This window comes from Thalassotalea psychrophila, assembly GCF_031583595.1.
GTDB lineage: Bacteria > Pseudomonadota > Gammaproteobacteria > Enterobacterales > Alteromonadaceae > Thalassotalea_A > Thalassotalea_A psychrophila.
This window is the reverse complement of record NZ_CP134145.1, coordinates 2481337-2497385: the sequence shown is the minus strand read 5'-3', so window position 1 is coordinate 2497385 and position 16049 is coordinate 2481337. Positions and strand designations below refer to the sequence as shown.

The following is a 16049-nucleotide window of genomic DNA, read 5'->3' as shown; positions in this document are numbered from 1 at the left end:
ATCATCTGAGGTGCTTAAACTTATATAAAGTCCAGCAATAATTGTGCAGTGTAGTCCGAGTTTGCTAAATGAAGACATGTAGCAAGCCCTATTCAACTATTTGCACCAATTATGAGTACATACTTTGAGGTCATATTAATTGTAAATTAATTGATAATGACTTAATTATATGACTGACAGTTCAGTTAGCTTGATAATTCAGCTCACATTAAAATTATATGACTATTACCAGATATTTAAGAATCTTTACAAACTTCATTTATTTACTAGAAATGCAATTATTTATGGAAAACCGAGATGCCGCTTTATTCATTAGAGAAATGTAACTAGTTGATTAATATTTACATATTCAAAATCTCTCCTAATATAAATAAGTAAGTCAGATTTAATTTGAAAATAACCAACTTAAAACTTAATAAATAAAATATTTTTTACAGTTATTGTGAAAAACATAGGAAATTTGCTAATGAATTACTTAAAACAAACATTCTTTGTCACGCTCTTTTTACTTTCATCAAGTGTGACAGCACAAGACAAACCAAACATTGTCTATGTTTTGGTTGATAACTGGGGCTGGGGAGACTTGAGTATTCAGGGCAGTACAATACAAACGCCTAGTATCGATAAGTTTGCGAATGAAGGGTTACGCTTAACTAATTTCAACGTGCAAAATCAATGTACTCCCACTCGTTCAGCTTTACACACAGGTCGTTTACCAATAAGAAGTGGTAATCAAAAAGTCCCTGCTCCAGGGGAGCCTGATGGCTTGGCATATTGGGAATATACACTGCCAGAATTACTTTCAGATGCGGGATATCACACAACCCTTTTTGGAAAATGGCATGTTGGTGCAAATATAAAAAAATTACCAAATTATCAAGGTTATGATTATTTTTGGGGGACACAAGAAGGAACGAATGCTGCAGGTTACACATCTACACCACAGTGGGATCCTACAGTCGCAACCACCCCCTATATTTATGAAGGGGTAAAAGGTAAAGATGCTGAAAAAGTTAAGAAGTTCGATATAGATGCAAAGATAACATTAGATAATGAAGTAACTCAAAGAGCGATTGAAAATATAAAAACACAGGCTAAAACAGGTAAACCTTTTTATAGTTATATTGCGTTTACACATTTTCACCCCCCCTTTACCGTACACCCTGATTTCAAAAACGCATCTAAATCCGGAATTTACGCTGACACTCAAATGGAAGTTGATCACAATTTCGGACAAATTTTAAAAGCTATTGATGATGCCGGAATCTCTGAAAATACTATTGTAATTCTTACCGGTGACAATGGCGCAGGAAACTTCCCTCAAACAGGTGGTCTTGCCGCTGGTGAAGATGGAGGTGGTGGTTCTAATGGCCCTTGGCGCGGTGGATTGAGTACTGCATACGAAGGTGGCTTACGAACACCTGCGATGATCAGGTATCCAAATAAAATTAAAGCTGGTCGAGTGTCAGATGAAATCGTAGGTGATATTGATATGTACACTACTATTGCAAGTTTCGCTGGTGGCGATAAATTAGTACCAGCAGATCGCCCTATTGATGGTGTAAATCAAACAGATTTTTTCTTAGGTAAACAAGAAAAGTCTAACCGCGATCATTTTATCGTTTTTGTTGGAGATGATTTGTTTGCCATTAAATGGAGAAACATGAAAATGCATTTTATGGCTACAGAATCAACACACTCTGTAGCGGTAACTAAATTTACCTTTCCACAACTTTTTGACATTAAAAATGACCCAAAAGAAGCGTATGAGTTATGGGGAAATCAGGGGTATGTACACGGTTGGGTAATGGAACCAATTATGAAAAAGATTGTTGATCTTAAAACAAGCATGGCTATATATAGAAATATAAAACCGGGAGAAGAATTTAAGGGTTACGAAAAAAAGTAATCTAAACTAGTCATCACTAATCCAAATAATAAACAGCCATATAAAAATGGTTGTTCATTACTTCAACGATGAAGGAATGCATTCAGGTTCCTATTCTAAATTTCTAATCATCTACAAATAAAACAGTGTTAGCAGTTAATAATATTATTCTTTTGAGCATGAAATCCTCTTTCAATCGTTTGTATTATTAATTGATTAGCACTAAACCAACAAGAGATAGATTGTTGATTTAATATTCCAAAGAATTTATAACTAATTGAACATGTTGTTGAACATTCTTGGGAACTGTTATTTGCCGATATGTCAATGATAGTCTCTATCTTGAGCAAGCCAAATAAACAAATTAAATGCTAAATTGCTTATTTTATTTAACTGCTATACTTATCTTAAGCATTCATTAAATATGTTTATGCTAAGTTGTGCACTCTTCCAAAACCGCACTTGTTTGTTTAATGAATAATATTCAACACAGAACAACGCGGAGAACCTTATGGTACGCCATTATTATTTAAGCAATGATTTGGACGAATTAGAAGACGTTGAAAACGAGCTTTTAAAAGAGGGATTTACAACACCACAAATGCACGTGTTAAGTGAAAACGATGCAGAAGTACAAAAACATCATTTACATGAAGTGGAGTCGGTATTAAAAAAAGATGTAGTTCATTCGACTGAGATTGGCGCTTTGGTCGGGCTGGCAGGTGCAGTATTGGTATTAACTACAGCATATTTACTCGAATGGACTAATGGCGCAGCGGGTTGGATGCCATTTATATTCTTAGCTGTGGTGGTATTAGGTTTTTGTACTTGGGAAGGTGGGTTTATAGGTATTCAACGCCCCAATGTTGAATTTGTCCGCTTTCAAAAAATGTTAGCCGAAGGTAATCATATATTTTTCGTTGATGCCGAACCAGAGCAAGAACCTCTATTAAAAAGATTAATGAAACATCATCCTAACTTAGTTGTTGAAGGACTTGGCGAAGCTACTCCATCTTGGATCGTTAGAGGCCAGGATAAGTATCATGATTTCATGAAAACAATGCCTTAATAGTATATAACGTCCGAATTTATTCGGACGTTTCATTCAATCTCGATTATTTAATTTTACTTCTGCTAATTATCACAATCCCTTTAATAACCTAACTTTCAATTACTTGTGGTCAAATACCAAAAATAGACTATGTTTAATACATACATAATTATTTGGTCTTTTCGTAGTTTGTAGTGAAAACCCTAAATAAATAATTAGCACTGATTTTGCCAATGTAAATATTGATAACAGTAATAATAATTTAAAAGGATTCATTTGGTATGGCAATTTCGATTGTTATTCTTATACTCGTACTTGCGACTGTAATTTTTCATTTCTTAAGCCCTTGGTGGTTTACTCCCCTCGCCTCTAATTGGAGCTCTATTGATGGCACCATAGACATTACTCTTTGGATCACCGGTATTGTATTTGTCTTAGTAAACTTATTTCTTGCTTTCGTTGTATATAAGTATCGACATAAGAAAGGCCTAAAAGCTGATTATGAGCCAGAAAATAAAAAACTTGAAACTTGGTTAACAATTCTAACCACTATCGGCGTTGCCGCAATGCTCGCCCCAGGTCTTGTGGTTTGGTCTGAATTTGTTCATGTACCCGAAGATGCCAAAGAATTTGAAGTTGTTGGCCAACAATGGAGTTGGAATTATAGATTTCCAGGTGAAGATGGCTTGCTGGGTAAAATTGATAGCGCACAAATTTCAGCTGAAAATCCATTTGGAATAAGTCCAAACGATCCTAATGGCCAAGATGATGTATTAATTAACTCAAACGAAGTACATCTACCAATAGACCAACCAGTTAAAGTGTTACAACGATCAAAAGATGTATTACATAATTTTGCTATCCCGCAATTTAGAGTAAAAATGGACCTAGTCCCAGGTCTAACAAGCTACTTTTGGTTTACCCCAACAAAAATAGGTACCTTTGATGTTCTTTGCCAAGAGCTATGTGGTATCGCCCATTATTTAATGCGCGGCAAAGTTGTTGTCCAAACAGAAGACGACTTTAAGGAATGGCTAAAAAATTACCCTACCTTTGCAGAATCGCTACAACGCCCGAAAGGTGATGTTGTTGCCGGTCAACAATATTATCAGGCATGTGTTGCGTGTCATGGTAGTGATGGTGTTGGTAACGAAGCATTGAATGCCCCAAGACTTGCTGGTCTTTCCGCTTGGTACACTAAGAGACAATTACAATATTTTAAGCATAAAGTAAGAGGAACAACAGCTGAAGACACTTTCGGCGCTCAAATGGCAGCAATGTCAATTACCTTGCCTGATGACAAAGCCATTAATGATGTTTCTGCTTATATAGAATCATTGCCTGACGTAATTATAAAACAAAGTAGCAGCGCAAATATTGAAAAAGGTAAGGCTTTATATCGTAACTGTAGTTTCTGTCATGGCAGTAATGGCCAAGGTAATTACGCTTTAAATGCGCCTAGGCTTGCTGGTCAACATAACTGGTATTTAAAACGTCAATTACTTAACTTTAAAAATGACATACGCGGCAAACATAAAAATGACTTATATGGAAAACAGATGGTGCTTATGTCGCGCCTATTGCAAAGCGATGAGGCAATTGATCAAGTAATTGCTTATATCAATCAACTACAACCTGTTGACAACGAGCAACTCAAAACCGCATCACTAGAATAACAAGTAACCAAATTTTAAAGGTTTTTTATGACACACATTGCGATAGCCGATCAAATAGAAGAAGAGGACCATGAACCAAGTGGTTTTATTCGTAAGTATATTTGGAGCCAAGATCATAAAGTAATTGCTATACAATACGCCATTACTGCCATTTTCGTAGGATTAATAGCATTGGTACTATCTGGGATGATGCGCCTTCAATTAGGCTTTCCAGACAGTTTTTCTTTTATCGATCCTAGTTCATATCTTCAGTTTGTAACTATGCATGGCATGATCATGGTTATTTATTTATTAACTGCACTATTGTTAGGTGGCTTTGGTAACTACTTAATTCCATTAATGGTCGGTGCAAAAGATATGGTGTTTCCTTATCTAAATATGCTGAGCTATTGGACTTATTTATTAGCTGTTATCGTCCTTATTTGTAGTTTTTTTGTCACTGGTGGTCCAACGGGAGCTGGTTGGACGCTTTATCCTCCCCAAGCAATACTGCAAGGCACCCCCGGCTCTGATAAAGGCATTATTTTAATGTTAATTTCATTGGCAATATTTATTGTGGCTTTCACAATGGGAGGTTTGAACTACGTAACTACGGTATTGCAAGCAAGAACTAAAGGCATGACATTAATGCGGATGCCATTAACGATATGGGGTATTTTTATTGCCACAATTCTAGGTCTACTCGCATTTCCTGCTTTGTTAGTTAGCGCTATTATGATGTTGTTTGATAAATTATTAGGTACTAGCTTCTTTATGCCGGCGATAATTTCATTAGGCGAGTCATTACAATATACCAATGGCAGCCCTATTCTATTTCAACATTTGTTTTGGTTCTTCGGACATCCTGAAGTATACATCGTTGCCCTACCTGCATTTGGCATGGTATCAGATGTTATTGCAACTCATGCACGTAAAAATATATTTGGCTATCGAATGATGGTTTGGGCCATTGTTGCAATTGGTGGTTTAAGTTTTATCGTTTGGGCGCATCATATGTATGTAAGTGGCATGAACCCATATTTCGGATTCTTTTTTGCAACGACTACCTTGATTATTGCCGTGCCAACTGCGCTCAAAGTCTATAATTGGGTATTAACACTTTGGAAAGGCAATATTCATTTAACGGTACCAATGTTATTTGCAATAGGTTTTATTTTCACCTTTACTCATGGCGGTTTAACCGGCCTTTGGTTAGGTAATGTTGTAGTTGATTTACCACTATCAGATACCTATTTTGTTGTCGCACATTTTCATATGGTAATGGGGGTATCACCGGTGATGGTATTATTTGCTGCCATTTATCACTGGTATCCAAAAATTACTGGACGATATTTTCATAATGGTTTAGGTAAAATCCATTTTTGGTTTACTTTCTTAGGCACCTACGCAATATACTTGCCGATGCATTATTTAGGCTTCTTAGGCGTACCTCGACGGTATTTTGCCATGGGTGAAACCAATTTTATTCCTGAGTCTGCGGAATCATTAAATGCCAGTATTACCGTGTCTGCAATTATCGTTGGCGTGGTGCAATTAATATTCTTATACAATGTCATCTATAGTTTAAAATATGGCAAAAAGTCACCTCCAAATCCATGGGGAGCAACAAGTTTAGAGTGGCAAACACCTGATCACCCACCCAAACATGGCAATTGGGGAGAAAAATTACCGGTAGTGCATCGCTGGGCTTATGACTTTAGTGTACCTGGCGCTACTGATGATTTTCTACCGCAAAACCTTCCTGATAACGAAGTGAAGATGCTCGACAATTCCATATATGAGGGTCATAGCCCTGAAAAACATGGAGAAGACTCATGAAGGTTTTTAATACATTAAGTGAAAAGCCTTGGATTGGAAGTTCAACAGGAACTGGTTTTGAACACATAGTAGAAGACAATTACACACCAGGTAAAACAGCTCTCAAGTTTTTTCTAACTGTTGTTTCTATGTTGTTTTTCCTTTTTATAATTACTTTCTTGTCACGCACTCAATTTGCTGATTTTCAAGCGTTAGCGGGCGAACCCTGGTTACCGTTAGAAAACAGTAATCAATTGCTGATAAATACTGGTTTAATTTTGTTAGCGAGTATTTTATTGCAAATTTCAGTTCAATTTAGAACAAAAGTTTCGGCCAATGTTAAATTTACTTTGATCACCGTAGCAATGACCACAAGTTTGCTATTTATATTTGGGCAATGGCAAGTGTGGCAACTATTAAACAGCAACGGCTATTATGTTAACTCTAACCCTGCTAATAGTTTCTTCTATTTACTTACCGGTATGCACGCCCTGCATCTACTGGGAGGGCTGTTTGCTGTATTTAGGCTTATCTATATATTTTACCGTAACAATAATTCAAAGAAATTTGATCAAGCTTTACAACTAGCCACAACCTATTGGCACTACCTACTCATATTATGGATTGCATTATTTGGTTTATTAACAAGCTCAACTGAAACATTTAAAACAATAGCCCAAATTTGCGGCTTTTAGGTGATTTATGTCAAATAACAAACACACTGATCAAACAAGCTCTTGGCAAAGTGCTGTAAGCGATTGGTCTGCTGATAAAGAAACGTTCAACATGCCTTGGGGTAAGTTGATGATGTGGATATTCTTGTTAAGTGATACTTTTATATTCAGTATTTTCTTAACCAGTTATATGAAAGTTAGGATGACAACGACAGCCGATTGGCCTAGCTCAAGTGAAGTCTTTGCGCTAACCATTGCAGGAAACCACATACCTTTAGTATTGATCGCGATTATGACATTTATCTTGATAACCAGCAGTGGCACCATGGCAATGGCAGTTAACTTTGCTTATAAGGGAGATAAATCTAAAACATTTTATTTGATGATCTTAACCGCAGTATTAGGTGCATCTTTTGTTGGTATGCAAGCCTTTGAGTGGACTAAGTTAATTGTTGATGAAGGAATCAGACCTTGGGCTAATCCACTAGGTGCAGCTCAATTTGGTTCTATATTTTTTATGATCACTGGCTTTCATGGTTTACATGTCAGTTGTGGCGTTATTTATTTAGCGATAGTCGCTAATAAAGTGCGCAAAGGCGATTATGACAAAAAAGGTTTTCATATTGTTGAGATCACCGGTTTGTATTGGCATTTTGTAGATTTAGTTTGGGTGTTTATTTTCGCCTTTTTCTATCTTTGGTAGCTTACTGGCTATATTAGTTTAATGGAGAATTATCATGAGTCAATCTAGCGATGAACAACATCCAATTAGCCTTTATTTGAAAATATGGTGCTTGTTATTTGTTCTAAGTACACTTTCGTATCTTGTTGACTATTTTCAAGTGCAAGGAATCGTTAGGTGGACCCTAATACTTGTGTTCATGTTTTTAAAAGCAGGATTGATTATAGGTATATTCATGCATGTTAGTTGGGAGAAATACTCAGTAAAATTATTGCTATTTGTGCCCCCTATAGCAATTCTTGTTTTTATTATCCTGATGGCTATAGAGGCTGATTATACTTATTTAAACCGATTAACGTTTTGGCAATAGTTCAAATTTAAAACTAATAATAACAGGCATTTAAAATGGTTGAACAAATAGTTAGTTTACAAAAAAAATTTAGTTTACATGCTTGGGCATATTTTGAAATGTGCAAGCCTAAAGTTGTACTTATGTTGTTAATAACTGCTTTTGTTGGCATGCAATTAACACCTAATTTATCACAAGACACCTCGATAAATCGGCTATCAATAATGTTCATCGCTTTAATTGGGATAGGATTTGCAGCAAGTGCAGCGGCCATTATTAATCACTTAGTTGATGTAAATATTGATAGTAAAATGGTACGTACCCATAAACGCCCTATGGTTGTAGGTAGTGTAAATAGCAATGTTGCTAAACTGTTAGCGACTGTTTTAGCATTTACTTCTATGACCTTACTCATTGTTTATGTAAACGCACTAACGGCGCTATTAACATTTGCTGGTTTAATTGGTTATGCATTCATCTACAGCCTTTATTTAAAACACACGACGCCGCAAAATATTGTTATAGGAGGCTTATCCGGAGCCTTACCGCCATTATTAGGTTGGACAGCGATGACAAACGAAATAACGCTTAATGGCATTGTGCTTTTAGCGATAATCTTCTTTTGGACTCCTGCGCACTTTTGGGCTTTGGCGATAGATAGAATTGAAGATTATAAAAAAGCAAAAGTGCCTATGCTACCGGTCGTAAAAGGTATTCCATATACAAAAAACTGTGTAATTGTATATACCCTTTTAACCATATTAGTCAGTTACATCCCGGTTATTACAGGTATGAGCGGTTATATTTACAGTATGTTCACCGCAGGGCTATCTGCTTGGTTCCTGTATTCAGCAGTCAAACTTAAATTCTTCCCAAATTCTAGCAGTGCTATTAAATGCTTTTATGTATCAATATATTACCTATTAGGTCTATTTATGGCTCTTTTAGTTGATCATTATTGGTTCATTTTTATTCGTTAATGGCCACAATAATGAATGCGCCATCCAAGTTATTCTTTGCCGGGATTGGTTTTATTTTATTTATCTCTATAAGCATCTTGATATATTTAACATTCCCATCAAACAATGCTTCTCACATAGTACCTCCACGAATTAGCGGTACAATTTTAATTACACCCTATGAATTAGCTCCATTTACACTTGTCGATCAAAATAATCATCTATTTAACAATGATAATTTAATCGGTAATTGGCATTTAATCAGTTATGGCTATTTGCAATGTCCTGATGTTTGTCCAACGACCCTATTGTTGTTGACGAAGCTTAAGGAGCAGTTACAAAACAAACCGTATATTATTAATTACGTGTTTTACAGCGTCGATTCAAACAGAGATAGGCCTGAGAATATAAAACAATACTTACGATTTTTTGATGATAAATTTATTGGTTTAACACAAGACAAATTAGCAAATATGAAAGATGCTTTTGCCGATACTTTAGGTATTAAAGCAAATGTTGAAACTAATATAATAAACAATGTTCCCCAAGTTAATGTTAGCCATGGTGTTCATTTGTTTTTAATAAATCCTACCGGCAAACTCGTTGCAGTTTTTAAACCATACCCGTCAATAAGCGAACTCGATAATACCTTGCCAACATTTAATCAGGCATGGCTATTTGAAGATATAACCAAAACAATTGACTATATAAATATAAAACATTCCAGTTAGAGACCCTTTTTAAAACGTAAAATTAAACTATGAATACAATAACAATTACGTTATTCCATTAGTCATTCTAATCTTTTATTTAAAATACCTTCGCCTCCAATAACTCTAACATAAACTTTAACCAATACCCTGTGGATAACACGGTGATCAAATAACCACCAATTTACTTACGTGCTTTGAATTCACTGACTCATCTAATGCAGCCATACTTGTAGATAACTACGCGGTAGGTGAATATTCACATACTTTATTTAAGAGTTAGCAGGGTTAGTGATGTATTATCATTAAGGGTTAGCGGAGTTATCGCCTTTAGTTGGTACGGAGTTATCAGAGTCCTATTGATTTCATCTCTCAGGGTTGTTAGAGTTATCAAATAATTGCATTTAATTGAGAGAATTTAGCTATGCGCTTCCCTATCGTTTTGTTGTTTAACCCAGAATCAAATGATTACAAAGTCACCGTTCCTGACATGCCTGGTTGTAGCTGTAGAGCTAAAACAATGGACATCGCTTTAAATGAAATTATTGCTGTTATAGAAGGCCATCTTTCTTTGTTAGCAGAATACTCAGAGGACATTCCAAGCGCTTCGACTTTTGAAGTTCATGTTAGTAAAATGGAATTTAGAGGGGGTGTGTGGGCAGTAGTCGATATCGACATCACCCCATTTTTAGGTAAAAGCCATAAAATTAATGTGACACTACCAGAACTGTTAATTAAGAAAATAGATGAGCGGGTTTCATCAAATCCAAACTATGCTACTCGTTCTGGTTTTTTGGCTACTGCTGCTATAAATGAATTAAAAGATAGTTAAATCGATTCGGATAAATGGATATCAATTTGTCACTAGAATAAAGACAAAGCAGCTATTGATGTTTAGAACACTGTAAAAAAAGCGCAGCTAACCAAGGTTAGCTGCGCTTTTAATTTTTGAAGTTGAAATAAAAAGCCTTTAGTTAATTAAGTGCCTTATATCTATAGAATTAATTGCTTGCTCTAAATCACTTACAAATCCAAGTCGGCCTAGTAATGGTGCTTTGAATGTTGATTTAAGTAATTCAATGTTCTCTTCAAGGTATGGCATATGAACGGGATGATTTGCTACCCAGCCAACAATGTTAACGCCGTCGTTAATAATGCTTTCATACGTTAAAATGGCATGATTTAAACAGCCTAATTTCATACCTACAACTAAAATTACATCCAGTTGTTGTTGTCTGACAAAATCAGAGAGAAATTCTCCGTTACCTAAAGGTAAGCGCCAGCCACCCGCTCCTTCAGTTATGATCACATCCGATTTTATTTGCATAACTTCGTTAAAATGTTCACAGATCAGTTCTGTTGTTATTTCAGTATTATCGTTCAAGGCTGCGATATGCGGTGCTATCGGCTCAGCAAAAGCAATAGGGTTAATATTTGTAATTGACTGCTGACAATTCGCCTGGCCTTGTAAAAGCTTGGCATCTTGATTTACAAGGGTGTCGTCAACTAAATCACATCCAGCAGAAACAGGCTTAAAAACAGCAACACTTTTATTACTGGCTACTAAGCTAGCCGTTAATGCTGTGGCAATTAAAGTTTTTCCTGCATCTGTATCTGTTGCTGTAATAAAAAAACTACTCATGAGTATTCATCACCATACCGGTACAAAGTTGATAGGTTGCAGGGTAAACACCCTGTTTTGTCAAATATCCGTCATATGCTTGTGTCATTTTTTTCCAACGGTTTTTGCCTGACAGCCCTTTACGAGCTCTGTTTGGAACTTTACTGGCACCTAAATTTTTAAGCTCTTTTGCTAAGTGTCGTACATTATCATAATCAAGTACAACCGGTTTTTTCTCAAGTTTAGTTATGCTCAAACCACTAATTTGTAAAGAGTTTTCAATATCAATTAATTCATTAAAATCGATCACATGGTCATCATTGTCAACACTAAGCCATGATTGCTTTAATTCAGTTAAAGTACCATCTAATAAACTTGAGAAAATCAGTACTCCGTCAGGTTTTAATATCCGCTTTATTTCAATAAACGCATCTGTTAATGGGTTACACCACTGTATAGCAAGGTTAGAAAATACTATATCAACACTGTTATCAGCCAATGGTATATTGTGCATGTCGGCATTTAGCCAATTTATGTTTTTGTTACGGTTTAATTTTGAAAAGTTTAGCATTTCTTTTGATAAATCTAAGCCTATTACAGTATTAAATTTAGTTGCTAAAACTTCAGCAAAGTAACCAGTACCACTACCCAAATCTAATACTACACTGTCGGTGTTTTTAGGTAGTTTCGACAGCAATAATTCCCCAGAATAGCGCTGTAATCTAGCAGAATCATCATAAGATGATGATGCATTACCAAATGTATTGGCAATTTGTAGTTTTATTTGTTCTGAAGGCATTTGCCTATAACCTCATTAATGCGATTAGCTAACTCACTGATATCATTGTCGTTATGGTTAGAGGTTATAGTAACGCGTAACCTTGACTTGCCGTTTTCAACAGTAGGTGGACGAATTGCGGTTAGCCAAAAACCATTGTTTTTTAATTGCTGCTGGCAAAACAATGCGCTTTCTTCACTACCGGTTAAAATACCAATTATTGATGACTCTGAATCAGTTATTTCGATACATTCATCGAGTTTAGATTTGAATAAATTTGTAAGTTTGCTTATTTTTTCTCTACGCCAACGTTCAGAATGACAAAGCTTAATGCTGGCAATTGTTGCCAACGCATTAGCAGCAGGCATAGCCGTTGAATAAATATAATCACGACAACGGTTAACTAAATAATCAATAAACTCTTCGCTACCAGTAACCGCAGCACCTTGCGTTGCTAGCGCCTTACCAAAGGTGATCATTTGAATTAGATGACTGCCTTTTTCAATTCCTTGTTGGGAAAATGTACCTTGGCCATTATTGCCAAGTACACCAACACCATGGGCGTCATCAATATATAAATTGGCCTGATGTTTTAAAGCCGCATCATTAAGGCCAGATAAATTCCCCGTATCGCCATCCATACTGTAAACGCCTTCAGCAATGATTAACTTGTCAATAGAATTACTATTGCTGAGCATCTCGTTGAGCTGATTAATATCGTTATGCTTAAAGCGCTTACTTTTAGCTCTAGAGTTAAAAGCACCATCAATCAGAGAAGCATGACTAAGTTTATCTAGGTAGAAACCGGTATTGGTATTTTGCCCGAGTGTAGATAACACCCCGGAATTAGCGCTAAAGCCAGTTGAAAACAACAAGCACTTAGGTGCTTGTTGCCAATCAGCGATCAATTCTTCTAACTCTTGATGGGCTTTACTGTAACCAGTTACCAAACTCGATGAGCCAGAGCCACAACCATATTGTTCTATGCCTTTAATATAAGCCGACTTTATATCTGGGTGCTGACTTAACCCAAGGTAATCATTACTTGAAAAGTTTATGTATTTAACACCTTGATGTATCAACAAACGCCCGGTACCTTTATCTAATACTTTACGAGTTCGATAAAGATTTAACGCTTGTTGCTTAGCAAGCTGTGCTTGTATAAACGAAAATGACATTGGCTAACTGGTACTATTCTACAGTGGCGTCGTAAAACAAATCTTTATTTTCGTTATTCACAATAGCCGTTCTTAGTGCATATTCTTCGTCTGCTTGTTGCCCTTCTGTTTGAGCATTTAATCGTTCAGTATTAATACCTAACTTTTTAAATAACATCATATCGGCATCAGCTTCAGGGTTATCTGTAGTAAGCAATTTACAACCATAGAAAATTGAATTAGCGCCGGCAAGGAAACACATTGCTTGCATTTGTTCATTCATTGCATCACGACCTGCAGATAGTCGAACATGTGATTTTGGCATCATTAAACGTGCCACAGCGATACAACGAATAAAATCAAAGTTATCTAAATCCGCAACCTCAGCTAATGGCGTACCATCAATTTTAACTAGCATGTTAATAGGAACACTTTCAGGTTGTTTGTCGAGGTTGGCAAGTTGTACTAATAATGATGCCCGATCAACTGAAGTTTCGCCAAGCCCCATAATACCGCCACTACACACTTTCATGCCTGAACCTCGAACATTGTCTAAGGTGTCTAATCTGTCTTGATAGGTACGCGTTGTAATGATTTGGTTATAATGTTCAGGAGACGTATCTAAATTGTGATTGTAGTAATCTAAACCAGCGACACTAAGTGTATCTGCCTGCTCTTTTGATAACATACCAAGCGTCATACATGTTTCCATGCCTAGCTCTCTTACACCCTCAACCATTTTTACAATATGGGGCATATCGCGAGCTTTTGGATTTCTCCAACCTGCGCCCATACAAAAACGAGTGGAACCCTGTGCTTTAGCCTTTTTAGCGGCTTCTAACACATTATCAACTTCCATTAATTTTTCTTTATCAACATCAGTGCTGTATCTGGCACTTTGTGAACAATATTTACAATCTTCCGGGCAAGCGCCAGTTTTAATTGATAATAATGTGCTCACTTGTACTTCGTTTGGATTAAAATTAGCTCGATGCACAGTTTGTGCTTGAAACATTAGATCGTTAAACGGTAAATTAAAAAGTGCTTGTACTTCAGATACGGTCCAGTCGTTTCGGACAATGGCATTTATTGACATAAGATTCTCTGTAGATGTAACTGCTATATAACGGGTTATTGCATGTTTTGCATTTAATGGGTAGTCTAGCTTTCTCAATCAGCCTGTCAACTAACTAAAAGACTAATTGTTTACCTATGGTTAAAAAGTATACAGAAATCTTAACGTATGACCAAGAACATCTTTGGCACCCATACACTTCAATGGCTACGCCGCTGCCATCTTACCTTGTCGAACACGCTGAAGGTGTATATTTACATTTATCCAGCGGTGAAAAAATCATCGATGGTATGTCATCTTGGTGGTCTGTTGTCCATGGTTACAATCACCCTGCGTTAAATGATGCGATGAAAGTACAAATAGATAAGTTCTCACATGTAATGTTTGGCGGTTTAACTCATCAACCGGCTGTAGATTTAGCAGAAAAGCTAATCAACTTAACGCCTGCAGGTTTAAATAAAGTATTTCTTGCCGATAGCGGCTCTGTAGCGGTAGAAGTTGCTATAAAAATGGCTATCCAATATCAACATAGTAAAAATAAACCAGCTAAAAATAGGCTTCTGACTATTAAAAATGGTTACCATGGTGATACGTTTGCTGCTATGTCTGTTTGCGATCCTGTTAATGGTATGCATCAATTGTTTAGTGGATTTATTACTGAAAACTACTTTGCAGACGCTCCACAAATTGGTTTTAATCAAACGTGGCACGAATCTGAGTTGGATAGTATAAAGCAACAGTTTAATGATAATCATCAACATATTGCTGCACTTATATTAGAACCGATAGTACAAGGTGCTGGTGGTATGCGTTTTTACCACCCTGAATTTTTAAAAGCTTGCCGAGAATTGTGCGATCAATACGATGTTTTACTAATTGCCGATGAAATTGCTACGGGATTTGGTCGCAGCGGAAAATTATTTGCCTGTGAGCATGCAGGTATTAGCCCTGATATCTTATGTTTGGGTAAGGCATTAACTGGAGGTTATCTTACACTTGCAGCAACACTATGTACTGAACATGTGGCTACAATCATCAGTGAAGGAGAAGCTGGTGTGTTTATGCATGGCCCTACGTTTATGGGCAACCCACTAGCCTGCGCCGCGGCAAATGCTAGTTTAGATTTACTTGTTAACAATGACTGGCAAAGCCAAGTAAGTAATATTGAAGCACAATTAAAAACCGAACTTTTACCGTTAGCTACTAATAGAAATGTTGAGAATGTTCGAGTGCTTGGTGCTATTGGCGTAATAGAAGCTAAGTATTCGGTGAACATGGCAAACATTCAAAAGAAATTTGTTGAACTTGGTGTTTGGATCAGACCTTTCGGCAAGCTTATTTATATAATGCCACCGTTTGTGATTAGCCGAGACGAATTATATAAATTAACCACGGCAATGGCTAAAATCATTGATTGTGATGATCTTTTTAATAAATAAAATAAACAAACGTTAAAATAAGCCTGTTTAAGGTATTATACCAACTCCATTAAATAATTGATCAATTTAGAACTATGTATTAGTAGGGAGAACAAGCCAAATTTATTTGATTTAGTTATTCTATATTAAACAAATTTGGCGCAGTTATCATTGCTAATACAAGTTCCCAAAGGGCGAGTTTAAAAGGCTTATC

General features: G+C 36.3%; 15 protein-coding genes. 11 read left to right on the top strand and 4 right to left on the bottom strand.

Annotation, left to right across the window (positions count from 1 at the left end; translation table 11 throughout):
* The first annotated feature begins 466 nt into the window (after nt 1–466).
* The 10 genes from RGQ13_RS10165 (at nt 467) to RGQ13_RS10120 (ending at nt 10618) form a co-directional block, all read left to right on the top strand.
* Nucleotides 467–1909: a sulfatase-like hydrolase/transferase gene (locus tag RGQ13_RS10165; RefSeq protein ID WP_348389642.1), complete on the top strand. Its 1443-nt coding sequence runs from the start codon at nt 467–469 to the stop codon at nt 1907–1909.
* A 490-nt stretch (nt 1910–2399) separates the two neighbouring features.
* Entirely contained in the window at nt 2400–2957 is a 558-nt protein-coding gene (locus RGQ13_RS10160; protein ID WP_348389641.1) for an NAD/FAD-utilizing enzyme, read from the top strand.
* A 263-nt stretch (nt 2958–3220) separates the two neighbouring features.
* Entirely contained in the window at nt 3221–4615 is a 1395-nt protein-coding gene (locus RGQ13_RS10155) for a c-type cytochrome (RefSeq protein WP_348389640.1), read from the top strand.
* 27 nt (nt 4616–4642) lie between these two features.
* Nucleotides 4643–6433, top strand: coding sequence for a cytochrome c oxidase subunit I (locus RGQ13_RS10150; protein ID WP_348389639.1), 1791 nt, complete (start codon nt 4643–4645; stop codon nt 6431–6433).
* Nucleotides 6430–7107, top strand: coding sequence for a cytochrome c oxidase subunit 3 (locus tag RGQ13_RS10145; protein ID WP_348389638.1), 678 nt, complete (start codon nt 6430–6432; stop codon nt 7105–7107). The genes RGQ13_RS10150 and RGQ13_RS10145 overlap by 4 nt, the downstream gene beginning before the upstream one ends.
* Nucleotides 7108–7114: 7 nt before the next feature.
* Nucleotides 7115–7789, top strand: coding sequence for a heme-copper oxidase subunit III family protein (locus RGQ13_RS10140; protein WP_348389637.1), 675 nt, complete (start codon nt 7115–7117; stop codon nt 7787–7789).
* A 34-nt stretch (nt 7790–7823) separates the two neighbouring features.
* On the top strand, nt 7824–8138 hold the full coding sequence (locus RGQ13_RS10135) for a cytochrome C oxidase subunit IV family protein (protein WP_348389636.1): 315 nt from the start codon (nt 7824–7826) through the stop codon (nt 8136–8138).
* Between the two features lie 35 nt (nt 8139–8173).
* Nucleotides 8174–9097 (top strand): heme o synthase, encoded by a 924-nt coding sequence (locus RGQ13_RS10130; RefSeq protein ID WP_348389635.1) that lies wholly within the window; start codon nt 8174–8176, stop codon nt 9095–9097.
* Nucleotides 9098–9108: 11 nt separating this feature from the next.
* Nucleotides 9109–9807: an SCO family protein gene (locus RGQ13_RS10125; protein WP_348389634.1), complete on the top strand. Its 699-nt coding sequence runs from the start codon at nt 9109–9111 to the stop codon at nt 9805–9807.
* Between the two features lie 403 nt (nt 9808–10210).
* Nucleotides 10211–10618: a type II toxin-antitoxin system HicB family antitoxin gene (locus RGQ13_RS10120; RefSeq protein ID WP_348389633.1), complete on the top strand. Its 408-nt coding sequence runs from the start codon at nt 10211–10213 to the stop codon at nt 10616–10618.
* Nucleotides 10619–10756: 138 nt separating this feature from the next.
* Here the strand turns inward: RGQ13_RS10120 and bioD are convergent, their stop codons facing one another.
* Genes bioD through bioB form a run of 4 tightly spaced genes read right to left on the bottom strand, consistent with a single transcriptional unit; the run spans nt 10757 to nt 14438 of the window.
* On the bottom strand, nt 10757–11428 hold the full coding sequence (bioD, locus tag RGQ13_RS10115) for a dethiobiotin synthase (RefSeq protein ID WP_348389632.1): 672 nt from the start codon (nt 11426–11428) through the stop codon (nt 10757–10759).
* Complete coding sequence (gene bioC / locus RGQ13_RS10110; RefSeq protein WP_348389631.1) at nt 11421–12206, bottom strand: malonyl-ACP O-methyltransferase BioC; 786 nt, start codon at nt 12204–12206, stop codon at nt 11421–11423. Before bioC ends, bioD begins: the two co-directional genes overlap by 8 nt.
* Entirely contained in the window at nt 12188–13363 is a 1176-nt protein-coding gene (locus RGQ13_RS10105) for an aminotransferase class I/II-fold pyridoxal phosphate-dependent enzyme (protein ID WP_348389630.1), read from the bottom strand. Before RGQ13_RS10105 ends, bioC begins: the two co-directional genes overlap by 19 nt.
* Nucleotides 13364–13376: 13 nt before the next feature.
* Entirely contained in the window at nt 13377–14438 is a 1062-nt protein-coding gene (gene bioB / locus RGQ13_RS10100; protein WP_348389629.1) for a biotin synthase BioB, read from the bottom strand.
* A gap of 116 nt (nt 14439–14554) precedes the next feature.
* Between bioB and bioA the strand changes: the two genes are divergently transcribed.
* Complete coding sequence (bioA, locus tag RGQ13_RS10095) at nt 14555–15856, top strand: adenosylmethionine--8-amino-7-oxononanoate transaminase (protein WP_348389628.1); 1302 nt, start codon at nt 14555–14557, stop codon at nt 15854–15856.
* Nucleotides 15857–16049: the final 193 nt, after the last annotated feature.

Coding starts and splice junctions, on each gene's coding strand:
- bioD (WP_348389632.1), bottom strand. CDS start 11,428: ATGAGTAGTTTTTTTATTACAGCAACAGATACAGATGCAGGAAAAACT.
- RGQ13_RS10155 (WP_348389640.1), top strand. CDS start 3,221: ATGGCAATTTCGATTGTTATTCTTATACTCGTACTTGCGACTGTAATT.
- RGQ13_RS10105 (WP_348389630.1), bottom strand. CDS start 13,363: ATGTCATTTTCGTTTATACAAGCACAGCTTGCTAAGCAACAAGCGTTA.
- bioA (WP_348389628.1), top strand. CDS start 14,555: ATGGTTAAAAAGTATACAGAAATCTTAACGTATGACCAAGAACATCTT.
- RGQ13_RS10165 (WP_348389642.1), top strand. CDS start 467: ATGAATTACTTAAAACAAACATTCTTTGTCACGCTCTTTTTACTTTCA.
- bioB (WP_348389629.1), bottom strand. CDS start 14,438: ATGTCAATAAATGCCATTGTCCGAAACGACTGGACCGTATCTGAAGTA.
- RGQ13_RS10135 (WP_348389636.1), top strand. CDS start 7,824: ATGAGTCAATCTAGCGATGAACAACATCCAATTAGCCTTTATTTGAAA.
- RGQ13_RS10160 (WP_348389641.1), top strand. CDS start 2,400: ATGGTACGCCATTATTATTTAAGCAATGATTTGGACGAATTAGAAGAC.
- RGQ13_RS10125 (WP_348389634.1), top strand. CDS start 9,109: ATGAATGCGCCATCCAAGTTATTCTTTGCCGGGATTGGTTTTATTTTA.
- RGQ13_RS10145 (WP_348389638.1), top strand. CDS start 6,430: ATGAAGGTTTTTAATACATTAAGTGAAAAGCCTTGGATTGGAAGTTCA.
- bioC (WP_348389631.1), bottom strand. CDS start 12,206: ATGCCTTCAGAACAAATAAAACTACAAATTGCCAATACATTTGGTAAT.
- RGQ13_RS10150 (WP_348389639.1), top strand. CDS start 4,643: ATGACACACATTGCGATAGCCGATCAAATAGAAGAAGAGGACCATGAA.
- RGQ13_RS10130 (WP_348389635.1), top strand. CDS start 8,174: ATGGTTGAACAAATAGTTAGTTTACAAAAAAAATTTAGTTTACATGCT.
- RGQ13_RS10140 (WP_348389637.1), top strand. CDS start 7,115: ATGTCAAATAACAAACACACTGATCAAACAAGCTCTTGGCAAAGTGCT.
- RGQ13_RS10120 (WP_348389633.1), top strand. CDS start 10,211: ATGCGCTTCCCTATCGTTTTGTTGTTTAACCCAGAATCAAATGATTAC.